This window comes from Streptomyces aculeolatus (assembly GCF_020400605.1).
Lineage (GTDB): Bacteria > Actinomycetota > Actinomycetes > Streptomycetales > Streptomycetaceae > Streptomyces > Streptomyces aculeolatus.
Map to the genome: position 1 here is coordinate 1 of NZ_JAINRD010000027.1, position 13,186 is coordinate 13,186.

Genomic DNA, 13,186 nt, shown 5'->3' on the forward strand with positions numbered 1-13,186 from the left:
CTCCCCGGCGCGCCCCGGGGCCCGCTACCGCGTCTGGTCGTCCTCGGTGTCGCGGGACCGGCGGCGGCGCAGGATCACGATCCCCGCGGTGCCGACGAGGAGCGCGGCGGCGGCGCTGCCGGCGGCGTAGACCTTGTTCGACGAGACCCAGGGCTCCGGGGACCACTCGTCGTCGGCGCTGGTGCAGGTGAGCCACTCGCCGCGGTTGCCGCCCTGGAAGCAGACCGTGGTCGCCGAGGCCGCGGCGCCGGTGCGGCGCGGGGCGGGTGCGTCGGAGGGTTCCGGGTCCCGGTCCGTGTTCTGCGCCCTGCGCACCCGGTCCCCGGTACGGCCGGGGGCCGCGGTCACCGTCAGCTCCCGGCTCGTGCCCGCGGGCAGCATGATCTCCCAGGTCACCTGCTGCCCCGTCGCCGTGGCCCGCGGGCTCGCGGAGACGTACTCCAGGGAGTCGGGGAGGAGTTGGGTGACCCGGCCGTGGGGCGCGTCCGCGCCCGAGGTGTTGTGCACCGTGATCGCGTACGTCGTGCCGCCGTCCGCCGCGTCCCGGCGCTCCAGCGCGAGCCGGACCGGGGACGACGGCGCCACCGTCCCGTCGGGCGCGGGCGTGCCGGGGGAGAGCGGCGGGGAGGGGGCGAGGGACGCCAGCAGGCCCGCGACCATCGCCGCGGAAGCGATCGCCGTACGCATTCCCTGCCACCTCCCTGTCCGTGCCGCCCGATCCCTGCGGCCGGTCTACCAGCGGGAGTCGCCAGGAAAAAGGGCAAATCGCACCAACGGCGCCGCGATGCTACGAACGGCCCGCCGTACCGTCCCCCGGTCGGAGGAACCGGTCCCGCGGTGCGTCCGGGGGCCTCAGTCGCCGTAGAAGAGGCGCTCCACCACCGCGCGCGCCCGCCGCGTCGTGCGCCGGTACTCCTCGGGCAGCTCGCCGGCCTGCCCCGGCCCGTAGCCGAAGTAGCGTGCCACCGCGCCGAGTTCGCGCTCGGCGGCGGGGAAGGTGTCGCCGGGGCGGCCGCGCACGAGCATCACCGCGTTGCGCAGGCGCGTCGCCAGCAGCCAGGCGTCGTCCAGGATCCGCGCGTCCTCCGCGTCCAGCAGCCCCGCTCCCAGCGCCGCGGCCAGCGCCGCGCGGGTGCGGGTCGTACGCAGCTCGGGTACCTCGCGCGCGTGCTGCAACTGCAGGAGCTGCACCGTCCACTCCACGTCGGCGAGCCCGCCGCGCCCCAGCTTCGCGTGCAGGGCCGGGTCCGCGCCGCGCGGCAGCCGCTCCGCCTCCATCCGCGCCTTCAGCCGCCGGATCTCGCGTACGGCGTCCTCGTCGAGCCCGCCCGCCGGATAGCGCAGCGGGTCGATCAGCTCCGTGAACCGCGCCCCCAGACCCGCGTCGCCCGCGACCGGCTCCGCGCGCAGCAGCGCGTGGCTCTCCCACGTCAGCGACCAGCGCCGGTAGTACGCCTCGTACGACGCGAGGGTGCGCACCAGCGGCCCCGACTTGCCCTCCGGCCGCAGGTCCGCGTCGACCAGCAGCGGCGGGTCGGCGCTGGGCAGTTGCAGCAGCCGGCGCAGCTCGTTGGCGACGGCGAACGCCGCCGCCCCCGCCTCCTCGTCGGAGACGCCCGCGCGCGGCTCGTGCACGAACAGCACGTCGGCGTCCGAGCCGTAGCCCAGCTCGTGGCCGCCGAAGCGGCCCATGCCGATCACCGCGAACCGCGTCGGCAGCGTGTCGCCCCAGCGGGCGGCGGTCGCGGCGCGCAGCGCGCCGGCGACGGTGGCGGCGTTGAGGTCGCTGAGGGCGTCGCCGGTGCGGTCGACGGCGGCGGCGATACGGGCGTGCTCGGCCCGGTCGTGCTCCTCCGCGGCCGCGAGGTCCACGGCCGCGGCGTCCTCGCCGTCCTCCTCGCCGGGCACCGTGTGGGCCCCGTACGCCGTGATGAGGTCCGCCGCCGCGGTGCGGAACAGCTCCCGCCGCCGCACGCCGCGGGCCGCCGCCACCGCCGCTTCCGGGTCCGTGTGCCGGCCGACGGCCGCCAGGGTCTCCTGCTCCAGGTTCGCCCGCCCGCGCGGCCGCAGCCCCTGCTCGTCGCCGAGCAGCGCCACCGCCTCCGGCGCCCGCAGCAGCAGGTCGGGCGCGAGCCGGCCCGAGGACAGCACCCGCGCCAGGTTCTCCGCCGCCGCGCCCTCGTCGCGCAGCAGCCGCAGGTACCAGGGCGTGCTGCCCAGCGCGTCCGAGACCTTGCGGAAGTTCAGCAGCCCCGCGTCCGGGTCGGCCGAGTCGCCGAACCAGCCCAGCAGCACCGGCAGCAGGGTCCGCTGGATCGCCGCCTTCCGGCTCATCCCCGACGTCAGCGCCTCCAGGTGGCGCAGCGCCGCCGCCGGGTCCTCGTACCCCAGGGCCACCAGCCGCTCCCGCGCGGCGTCCGGCGTCAGTCGCACCTCGCCGGGCGCGAGCCGGGCGACGGCGTCGAGCAGCGGGCGGTAGAACAGCTTCTCGTGCAGCCGCCGCACCTCGAAGGAGTGCCGACGCCACACCTTGCGCAGCTGCGACACCGGGTCGCCGCGCTCCGTGTCGGGCAGCAGCCGCGCCAGCGAACGGCCGAGCGCGCGCAGTTCGTGCTCGCCCTCGGGCACCAGGTGCGTACGGCGCAGCTTCTGGAGCTGGATGCGGTGTTCGAGCGAGCGCAGGAAGCGGTACGCGGCGTCCAGCGCGGCCGCGTCGGCCCGGCCCACGTACCCGCCGGCGGCCAGCGCCTCCAGCGCGTCGAGGGTCGTACCGCTGCGCAGCGAGGCGTCGGCGCGGCCGTGCACCAGCTGCAGCAGCTGCACCGCGAACTCCACGTCCCGCAGCCCGCCGGGCCCCAGCTTCAGCTCCCGGTCGACCTGCGCCGCCGGGATGTTCGCCACCACCCGGCGGCGCATCTGCTGCACGTCCGGCACGAAGTTCGCGCGTTCCGCCGCCTGCCACACCATCGGCGCGATGGCGTCCGCGTACGCCGCGCCCAGCTCCGGGTCGCCCGCGACCGGCCGGGCCTTCAACAGGGCCTGGAACTCCCAGGTCTTGGCCCACCGCTGGTAGTACGCCAGATGGGAGGAGAGGGTGCGCACCAGCGGGCCGTTGCGCCCCTCGGGGCGGAGGTTGGCGTCCACCGGCCAGATAGTGCCCTCGGCGGTGGTGTCGGAGCAGACGCGCATGAGGCGGGCCGCGAGCCGGATGGCGGCCTGCATCGCGGCGCGCTCGTCGGCGGGCTCCCCGCCGCTGCCGCCCGGCCCTTCCCCGCGCGGTTCGGCGACGAAGATGACGTCGACGTCCGAGACGTAGTTCAGCTCCCGCCCGCCGCACTTGCCCATTCCGATCACCGCCAGCCGGCACAGCGCGGCGTCCTCGGGCTGCTCCTCGGAGGCGATCTCCAGCGCCGCCCGCAGCGTCGCCGTCGCCAGGTCCGCCAGCTCCGCCGCGGCCTGCACCACGTCCGTCGTCCCGCACACGTCCCGCGCCGCGATCCCCAGCAGCGCCCGCCGGTACGCCACGCGCAGCGCGTCCGCCCGCGGCAGCTCCGCGCCCCGCGCGCCCCACACCCCCTCGGCGAGCGCCCGCTCGAACTCCGCGGTCGTCGGGTGCAGATCGGCCGCCTCGTACGTGACGAGCGACTCCCAGTCGTCCGGGTGCCGTGCCAGATGGTCGCCCAGCGCCTCCGACGCGCCGAGCACCCCCAGCAGCCGGTCGCGGAGCGGCTTGGCGGCCACCAGCGTGTCCAGCAGCGCCTGCCGCCGCTCGGGACCCAGCGCCTCCGCGAGCCGCACCAGGCCGAGCAGCGCCCGGTCCGGGTCCGCGGTGCCGCCCAGCGCGTCGAGCAGCACGGGATCGTCCCGTACGCCGTCGAGCGCCGCGGACTCCAGCAGCCGCCCGGCGGCGGCCGGCTCCCCGAACCCGTACCGCAGCAGCCGGGTGAACGCACTGCTCCTGCGCCCCTGCGGAACCGCCATCGCCGCGCCCCGCCCCCTACAGGACCGGGAGGCTCTTGCGCAGCTCGAAGGCCGTGACCTCCGAGCGGTACTCCTCCCACTCCTGCTTCTTGTTCCGCAGGAAGAAGTCGAAGACGTGCTCGCCGAGGGTCTCGGCGCAGATCTCGCTGCGCTCCATCAGCCCGATCGCCTCGCCGAGGTTCTGCGGCAGCGGCTCGATGCCCATCGCGCGCCGCTCCGCGTCGGTCAGCGCCCACACGTCGTCCTCGGCGCCGGGCGGCAGCTCGTAGCCCTCCTCGATGCCCTTCAGGCCGGCGGCCAGGAGCATCGCGTACGCCAGGTACGGGTTGCAGCCGGAGTCGATGGAACGGACCTCGATGCGGGTGGAGCCGGTCTTGCCCGGCTTGTAGAGGGGGACGCGGACGAGGGCGGAGCGGTTGTTGTGGCCCCAGCAGATGTACGACGGCGCCTCCCCGCCCGCACCGGCGGTGCGCTGGGAGCCGCCCCAGATGCGCTTGTAGGAGTTGACCCACTGGTTGGTCACCGCGGAGACCTCCGCGGCGTGCCGCAGCAGCCCGGCGATGAAGGAGCGGCCGACCTTCGAGAGCTGGAACTCCGAGCCCGACTCGTGGAAGGCGTTGCGGTCGCCCTCGAAGAGCGACAGGTGGGTGTGCATTCCGGAGCCCGGGTACTCCGAGAACGGCTTCGGCATGAACGTCGCCTGCACGCCCTGCTCCAGCGCCACCTGCTTCATGATCAGCCGGAACGTCATGATGTTGTCGGCGGTGGCCAGCGCGTCCGCGTAGCGCAGGTCGATCTCCTGCTGGCCGGGGGCGCCCTCGTGGTGCGAGAACTCCACCGAGATGCCCATGGACTCCAGCATCGTGATCGCCTGCCGGCGGAAGTCCATGCCGACGTTCTGCGGGGTGTGGTCGAAGTAGCCCGAGTTGTCGGCGGGCACCGGGCGGCTGCCGTCGACCGGCTTCTCCTTCAGCAGGAAGAACTCGATCTCGGGGTGGGTGTAGAAGGTGAAGCCCAGGTCGGAGGTCTTGGCGAGGATCCGCTTCAGCACGTACCGCGGGTCGGCGTAGGACGGCGAGCCGCCCGGCATGAGGATGTCGCAGAACATCCGCGCCGTGCCGGGGGTCTCCGCGCGCCACGGCAGCACCTGGAACGTGCCGGGGTCGGGCTTGGCGAGCATGTCCGACTCGTGCACCCGGGCGAAGCCCTCGATGGCCGAGCCGTCGAAGCCGATGCCCTCGTCGAACGCCTGCTCCAGCTCGGCGGGCGCGACGGCGACGGACTTCAGGAAGCCCAGCACGTCGGTGAACCACAGCCGCACGAACCGGATGTCGCGCTCCTCCAGGGTCCGGAGCACGAACTCCTGCTGCTTCTCCATGGTCCACATCCTCGCAGGTGACTCGATGGCGCGGGCGCGAGCCCTCAGTATCACGGTAGGGAGTTTCCGCCGCGTTTCGCACCCCGCGTGTCCGCCTGCGGCGGGCGCGGCGGGTTCGTGGCGCGGCTCGGGGGTGGGGGCGCGCCGCTGGGCCGGTGGGGGAGCGGGCGGGGGCTACGACGGGGGGCGGAGTGTGGAGCCGTCGGGGAGGGTTGCGGTCAGGGTGGCGCTTGCGCCGCGTTCCGCCGTCGCGGCGAGGAACCGGCCCTCCACCGCGCCGCTGACGCCGCCCGACGCCGTGACCGACGTGACGTCGCGGCTGCCCGCCGCCAGCACGTACCAGCTGCCCGAGCGCGCCTTCCACAGCACGCCCGCCAGCGCGTGCGGCGCCCGCGTCCCGCACGCCGTCGTGTCCCGCCCGCGGGCCGCCACCGCGCCCTGCTGCCGCGTGTCGGCCGTCGGCGGCTGGAACTGCGCCAGGGCCACCCCGCCCGTGCCGCGCCAGGTGTCGGCGCGGGTGCACACCCAGGCGGCGGTGCCGCCCGCCTCGGGCAGCGGCTGGCCGGCGAAGGTCCAGGAGTTCACGGACCGTACGCCGTGGACGCGGAGCGCGGCGAGGTGGCACGCGGTACGGGCCCAGCGGTCGCGGGCCGCGCTCCCGGCGACGTCGGCGGCGGCGCCCGGCGAGCCGTACGTCAGCCTCGCCGGCACCATCTCGCCGAGGTCGGTCGTGAGCTGGGCGGGAGCGCCGGTGCCCGCCGAGGGGCGGGTGCGCAGCTCCAGGACGGGCCAGGTGGCGCAGGGCTCCTCGGCGGCGGGCGGGGAGGCGGCGCCGTCCTCCTCCGGAGCGGTGGCGGGGAGCGGAGGGCTGGGGACGGGGTCGGTGACGCCGTCGGTGTCGCGGCCGACCCGCCGCGGCGCCGCCGCCGGGTCCAGCAGCTCTCGCTGCGACACCCCGGAGACCCACGGGGCGGTCAGATAGCGCACCTTGCCGTCCCTGCGGCCGACCACGACGGCCAGCGCGCTCGCCGCGTCCGCCGCGTCGGCGCGGGCGAAGTCCAGCACCGCGGCGCCCGGTTCGCCCGGCACCTCCGCGTACCGCACCAGCCGCAGGCCGTCGTGGAGGAGGACGACGGTCGCCCGGTCGACGTCCCCCGCGTACAGCAGCCGCGGCGGTCCCGCGGGCGGCCCCGCGGCGGTGCCGGGCGTCGCCGAGACCCGTACGGACTCGCCCGGCCCGGCCCAGACCGCCAGGGCCCGGCCGAGCAGCGCGCTGTCGCCCGTACGGTCGCCGCGGGCGGGCCAGGCGGCGAAGTCGGCGCGGTCGGCGCGCTGCCAGTCGTCGCGGCCCGCGACGGCGAGCCGCGCCGGGTCGAGCGCCTGCTCGGCGAAGGCGTTGCGGGCGTACGGGGCCGCCGCCGCGTCGTCCGTACGGCCGCCGGCGCCGGGGACGCCGAGCAGGGCGACGACGGCGACGAGGGCCGCGGCGGCGGCGAGCGCGGCGCGGGTGTGCTGGCGGCGCCGCAGCAGGTCGGTGGGGCGGGCCTGGAGCGCGCAGGGGTCGAACTCGGGGGAGAACAGCAGCCGCCGCTCCGCGCTGCCGGGCGGCTCGGCGACGCCGTCGGCGGCGGCGAGCGCGGCCCCGGGGTCCTCGGCGCCGGCCGCCGCGAGGAGCCGGCGCACGGCGGGGGCGGGCAGCGCTTCGAGGCCGCGCAGCACGTACGCGGCGCGGGCCGGCGGGGGGAGTGCCGCGAGGGCGCGGTCGAGGGCCAGTTCGTCGGAGCCGCCCGGGCGCGGGTGGAGCCGCAGCCCCCAGAGCCGGGGCAGCGGGCTCGGCAGCCGTACGGGCCGCGGCAGCCCGAACGGGCCGCGGGCGCGCCCGGCACCGAGGGCGGCCCGTACGACCCGCAGCCGTACGTAGGCGTACCCGGCACCGGAGTCCTCCGCGGGGCGCCAGGCGGCGCCCCCGGTGCCGGCCCCGCCCGGGTCCGCCCGCGGCCCGGGCACCCCGCCGACCGGCACCCCGCCGACGGGCACCCCCTCCGGAGCCGGTGCCCCCGGTGCCGTACGCCCCCGGGGCAGCGAGCGCTGCACCAGGCCGTGCGCCGCCAGGACCCGCCTGCCGCGGTTCTGCTCCGCCGGCAGCAGCAGGTACGCGAGACGCGTCAGGTGCGCGTAGTGCTCGACGACGGCGGCCTCGGCCTGTTCGACGTCGACGGGCGAGGAGACGGTGTCCGCGGGCGGCGGCGGGCCCGCGGCTCCCCGGGCGGCGGTGACGGCCTGCTGATCCACGCTGGGTTGAACGAGTGAATCCTCAGATGGTCACTCCGCCCGCGGGCCGCCCCGCGGGCACCCCGCGGGCGCCGCGCCCACGGGACCTCCCGCACTCACCTCACCCGCTCGTCCACCCGCTGAACTCCACCGTCCCCCGCACCCCCGCCGCCGCCGACATGAACGGCCCCGCGTCCTGCGTCCCCGCCGTCCCCGGCACCGTGACCGTCGCCACCGTCCGCCACGTCGCCCCGCCGTCCGTGGAGCACGCGCCCGTGAACGCGTCCCCCTCCCGCGTCAGCCGCAGCGTGACCGGTGCCGCGATACCCGTGATCCGCTTGTACGTGTCCAGCGTCCCGTCGCCGTTGGAGTCGTACGACAGCGCCACCCCGTTCGCCGGCGTCACCGCCAGGTTGAGGAACCCGGCCGCGCCCGCCGTCCGCAGGTCGTTGCGGGCGACGATGCCCGCCCGCGCCCACGGCCCGCTCGGCGCCTGCGCGTCGACGGTCAGCGTCACCGTGCCGCCGGAGGCCAGCGCGCCCGGCCGGAAGACCGCGCCGAACTCGGTCGTCGCCTTCCACATGTCGGCGCCGCCCCCGTCGATCGCCCAGCGGTCACCGAGCTGCCCGAAGACGGCGGCGTTCGTGGTGACCGCGGCGACGCTGTCGTCCAGCGGCCCGGCGACGAACAGCGTGCCCGGCGTGTGCACCGTCACCGGCTTCTGCCCCGCCATCCCGTACGCCGTGCGCACCTCGTACTCCAGCGGCGTCAGCGGCTCCGCGGGCGGCCCTGCGGGCGCCCGCACCTCCCACGCGTGCTCCGCGCGCCCCGCCGCCGGCACCGCCGGGAGGGACACCGCGCCCGGCGGCGTCGCGTCGAGGCCGGTCAGCTCCAGCTCCACCGGACCCGTCGCCGCCAGCCCGCACATGTTGCGGAACCCGGCGGTCAGCCGCCCCGTACCGCCCGGGGCGAGCGCCGGGGGGTCGGCGACGGCCGTGACGACGCCCTGGTACGGGGCCGCGGCCAGCACCTCGTGGACCCGGCGGGCGATGGTGTGCGCGTTGCCGGAGGGGCGCTCGGGGTAGCTGTTGCTCTGCCGCGTCCAGGGGTCCTCGACCGCGTACCAGTCGAAGGGCTCCGGCTCCCGCCCCGCCGCCAGCGCGTCCTGCAGCTCCTCCAGATAGGCGCGCCAGCGCGGCGCGTGGAAGTCGCGGATCAGCCCCGACCAGTCGCGGTTCGCGTAGTCCGCGAGGTGCCCGCCGTCGGCGGTGGGGCGGTCGGCCCAGGTGGTGACCAGCACCCGCGCGGTGCGCTCCAGCCGCGCGGCCTCCGCGTCGTCCGCGGCCATCCGGCGGGCGTCGGCGAGCCAGGGGCCGAGGAGGAACGCGCGGTGCGCGCCGGTGGTCTCGTCGCTGAGCGCCATCAGCTTCAGCCACAGGTCGGACAGCGTGCGGAACGCCGCCGCGTCCTTGCGCCCGTACGCCGCCTTGAGCTGCGGCAGCAGCACCCGCGACCGGCTCGCGAGCGCCTGCCGGGCGAGGTCGACGAGGTCGTGCCGGTACGCGTCGGAGGCGCGCAGCGCCGGGGCGACGCCCAGCAGCGCGCCGAACGCCTTGTCGAAGTCGGCGAGGTCGAAGGCCGGCGTCTTCGTCGCGTAGTACGCGCCCGAGCGGGCGTCCAGCGACGGGCGGGCGGCGAAGATCGAGTCGTGCGGGCGGCCGTCGGCGCTGGAGATCGCGTACGCCGTCTCGCGCAGCGCCGCGAACGCCTCGCGCGCCGCCGCGTCGTCGCCCCCGTAGCGCACGGCCGCGTACTCGTCGAACCACTCCTTCCGGTCCACCGGCTCCGCCCGCCACGCCAGTTCGCTGAAGAGCTCCAGCGCCGCCGGGTCGCGCTCGGCGGCCTCCGGCATGTACGCGGTGCCGACGCAGGCGCTGCCCGGCTTGTCGCGCCAGGCGGCGAAGCGCTCCGCCCACATGTGGGTCTTGGCGCCGATCGTGGTGCGCCCGCCGAAGTTGGGGATGGTGCCGAAGGCGTACGGCACGCCGCCCCAGTCCGCCTCGCGGTCGGTGACGCGCTCCAGGTCGGACAGGCCGTCGACGACGAGCATCCGCTCGGGGTGTGCGAGGCCGTCGAGGAGTTCGCGCCGCGGGTTCTCCTGCCAGCCCAGGATCACCCACGTCGCGCCCGGGCGGGCGGTCTGCAGCGCGGTCTCGACGGCGCGCGCGGCGTCCGGCACGGGCACGTCGCCGGGGTCGCCGCCCTCGTGCAGCAGGTCCATCTTCAGGTGCGCCACCGGCCCGAACAGCTCTTCCTGGTGGCGGTAGTAGGCGGCGGCGACGTCGCGGAAGGCCTCGGTGCGCGGGTCGAGCCAGTCGGGGCGGGGCAGGCCCGCCCAGGTGCCCTGGGGGATGGTGCGGGCGAGGGGGTGGCGGTCCGTGAAGCCGCCGGGGACGGTGCCGAAGTAGCCGGGCAGCACGGGGGCGATGCCCAGCTCGCGCATGCGGCCGACGATGCGGCGGCCGAGTTCGGTGCGCTCGGCCAGCAGCGCGGGGCTGACGGGGCCGCCGTAGTCGCTCATGTTCTGCAGCAGCCACCACGGCTGGTGGCTGGGGGCGGGCAGCCAGGCGCGGGCCTCGGCGTCGGAGTAGCCGAACTCCGTCAGCAGCCGGTGGTAGACGGCCTCGCTGCCGGGGGTGACGAGCACCTGGTTGCAGCCGTGCAGGGCGAGCACGTCGATGAACCGCTCCCAGCGCGGCCAGTCGTGGTACGGGCCGGTGTAGCCGTCGTGGGTGTCGTTGAGCGCGAACCGGGCCGGGACGGTGGCGCGGCGCTCGACGGGGGCCGCGGGCGCGGGCAGGCGGCGCGGCAGCCGGGTCTGGCTGCCGGACCAGGAGACGACGGCGCGGCAGGTGTACTTCAGGTACCAGTGCACGCCGGTGAGGAGCACCGCGGGGCTGGTGCCGCCGACCTCGATCCGGCCGGCCCGGCCGCGTACGGTGAACCGCTCGGCGCCGTCGAGGGCGGTGAGCGCGAACTGCCCGGCGTGCTCGGGCAGCAGCCGCTCCAGCGCCTCCCGGGCCGCCGCCACGTCGAACCCCCCGCCCGCTTCCGCGTCCGCTGCCGTACCGCCTCCGGCCGTCACGCTACGGGCGTGCGCCTGCCCGCTCACGAGTGCCGCGCCGGCGCCGAGCGCGCCGGCCGTGCCCAGGATCGTGCGTCGCGTCATGTCCGTCATCAGCGGACCGTAGCCACGCGCGGCGGGCGGGGGCAACGGAGGGAAACGGGCGGAAAGCGGCCCGTACCCGGGCGGGACAGAAAGCGCTGTCTGCGGAAGCCCGGCCGGGCGCGGCCCGAAGCAGAGCCGGGCGGGCGGCCGAACCGCCGCCGGGGCCCCGCGCCCCGCGCCGGCCGGCCGGGTCCTGGTGCGGTCCTGGTGCGGTCCGGGTCCGCCCGGGTCAGCCGCGGTCGAGGTACGCCAGCACCGCCAGCACCCGGCGGTTGTCGTCGTCCGACGGCGGCAGCCCCAGCTTCCCGAAGATGTTCGACGTGTGCTTGGCCACCGCCCGTTCCGTGACCACCAGCCGCTCCGCGATCGCCGCGTTGGACCGCCCCTGCGCCATCAGCTCCATCACCTCGCGCTCGCGCGGCGTCAGCGTGTTCACCGGCTGGTCCTGCGCCGCCCGCCGGCTCAGCAGCTGCGAGATGACCTGCGGGTCCATCGCCGTACCGCCGCCCGCCACGCGCCGTACCGCGTCGATGAACTGGTCGGCGTCGAACACCCGGTCCTTGAGCAGGTACCCCACGCCGCCGCGCTCGTCGGCCAGCAACTCGCGTGCGTACAGCTGCTCCACGTGCTGCGAGAGCACCAGCACCGGCAGCCCCGGCCGCTTCGCCCGCGCCTGCAGCGCGCACTGCAGCCCCTCGTCCGAGAACGACGGCGGCAGCCGGACGTCGACGACCGCGACGTCCGGCTCCAGCTCGTCCAGCGCCCGCGTCAGCTCCGGGCCGTTGTCCACCGCGGCCAGGATCTCGAAGTCGTACGCTTCGAGCATGCGGACGAGACCGTCCCTCAGAAGGAAGAGGTCTTCGGCGATGACAGCTCGCACGGAATCTCCAGGGTCACCATCGTGGGGCCGCCGACCGGGCTGTTGACGGCCAGTACGCCGTCGAATGTACCGAGCCTGCGCTCCACCCCGGCCAGCCCGGAGCCCTTGTCCACCGACGCGCCGCCGCGGCCGTCGTCCGTGATCGCGATCCGCAGCATGCCGTCGCGGTGCCCCATGTCCAGCCACACGCGCTGCGCCTCGGCGTGCTTGATGGCGTTCGTCAGCACCTCGCTGACCGCGAAGTACGCCGCCGACTCCACCGGCTCCGCCGCCCGCCCCGGCGGCGTACCCAGGTCGATGTCCACCTCGACCGGCACCGGCATGCGCAGCGCGAGCGCCCGCACCGCGTCCGCGAGGCCGCGCTCGGCCAGCACCGGTGGGTGGATGCCCCGTACCAGGTCGCGCAGCTCCGTCAGCGCCTCGGCCGACTCGCCGCGCGCCCGGGAGACCAGCTCCTTCGCCTTGGCCGGGTCCTTCTCGATGAGCGCCTCGATGGTCCCCAGGCTCATGCCCATGGCGACCAGTCGGGCCTGCGCGCCGTCGTGCAGGTCGCGCTCGATGCGGCGCAGCTCGGCGGCGGAGTTGTCGACGGCGTCCGAGCGGGTCTCGGTCAGCCGCGCGACCCGCTGGGCCAGCTCGACCTCGCGGGGCGCGAGCACGCCCTTGGTCATCTGGAAGTGCATCGCCAGCAGGCGGGGGCCGGTGAAGAGGCCGACGGCGAGCAGGGCCGTGCCGAGCCCGGCGGCCATGAACGCGGTGCTCTGCGAGGACACCGGCACGAAGCCGTACCAGTAGGTGCTGTCGCCGCCGCCGGTCATGGGGTCCCAGACACCGGCGGCGATCACGTACCCCTCCAGCGGGTAGAAGGTCAGCGCGACCGTCACGATCGCGAGGACCGAGCCCGCGATCATGTCGGTGAACAGCCAGCGCACGTCGCGCCAGGTCGCCGGGTCGGTGAGCAGGTGGCGGGTGCGCTGCGCCTGGCCGATGAGCCCGCCCTGGAGGTCCGGCGGCCAGGGGCGGTACGTGGCGGGGATGCGCACGTCCGACCACTGCGCGGCGAGCAGCCGGCGCAGGTTGGCCTGCATCCGTACGCCCTCCAGCACCCAGGGCGTGGTGATCAGGCCGATGCCGAGCACGGGTATGAGCACGACGGAGACGACGGTCAGCACGAAGAGCGTGATCGAGGCCGCGGTGCACAGCACCGTCAGCGCCAGGGCCCGTACCCCGGCGAGCGCCCAGTTCCGGAAGATCATCTCCGTGTTCCCCTCTGTCCCTGCTGTTTCCGCTGGTCCCTGCTGGTCCCGTGTCCGTTCTGCGGCCGTCCCGTGCCCGGCCTGCGGCCGGGGCCCGGCCCGCGCGGCCGTTCGCCGGGCGCATGTCACAGTCTGCCGCGTGGGCAGGGCGGGGGCACGGGGCCGGCCCCCCGGGGCCGGGGTGTAGCTAG

Annotated in this window: 7 protein-coding genes; all 7 read right to left on the reverse strand. The window is 76.2% G+C overall.

Annotation, left to right across the window (positions count from 1 at the left end; translation table 11 throughout):
* Positions 1-24: 24 nt before the first annotated feature.
* The gene (locus LG396_RS32765; protein WP_225797534.1) at positions 25-687 is read right to left on the reverse strand and encodes a DUF11 domain-containing protein; all 663 of its coding nucleotides are present in this window, start codon (positions 685-687) and stop codon (positions 25-27) included.
* 165 nt (positions 688-852) lie between these two features.
* Entirely contained in the window at positions 853-3,981 is a 3,129-nt protein-coding gene (locus LG396_RS32770) for a bifunctional [glutamine synthetase] adenylyltransferase/[glutamine synthetase]-adenylyl-L-tyrosine phosphorylase (protein WP_225797535.1), read from the reverse strand.
* Positions 3,982-3,997: 16 nt separating this feature from the next.
* Positions 3,998-5,359, reverse strand: coding sequence for a gamma-glutamylpolyamine synthetase GlnA2 (gene glnA2 / locus LG396_RS32775; protein WP_018840400.1), 1,362 nt, complete (start codon positions 5,357-5,359; stop codon positions 3,998-4,000).
* Positions 5,360-5,533: 174 nt separating this feature from the next.
* Complete coding sequence (locus LG396_RS32780) at positions 5,534-7,651, reverse strand: hypothetical protein (protein ID WP_225797536.1); 2,118 nt, start codon at positions 7,649-7,651, stop codon at positions 5,534-5,536.
* Positions 7,652-7,751: 100 nt separating this feature from the next.
* Positions 7,752-10,868 carry an alpha-N-acetylglucosaminidase gene (locus LG396_RS32785; protein WP_225797537.1) on the reverse strand — a complete coding sequence of 1,039 codons (3,117 nt, stop codon included), beginning with the start codon at positions 10,866-10,868 and terminating at the stop codon, positions 7,752-7,754.
* Between the two features lie 220 nt (positions 10,869-11,088).
* A complete protein-coding gene (locus tag LG396_RS32790) occupies positions 11,089-11,739 on the reverse strand; it encodes a LuxR C-terminal-related transcriptional regulator (protein ID WP_037730032.1) in 651 nt (216 codons plus the stop codon).
* Positions 11,703-12,995, reverse strand: coding sequence for a sensor histidine kinase (locus LG396_RS32795; RefSeq protein ID WP_225797538.1), 1,293 nt, complete (start codon positions 12,993-12,995; stop codon positions 11,703-11,705). The genes LG396_RS32790 and LG396_RS32795 overlap by 37 nt, the downstream gene beginning before the upstream one ends.
* Positions 12,996-13,186 lie beyond the last annotated feature (191 nt).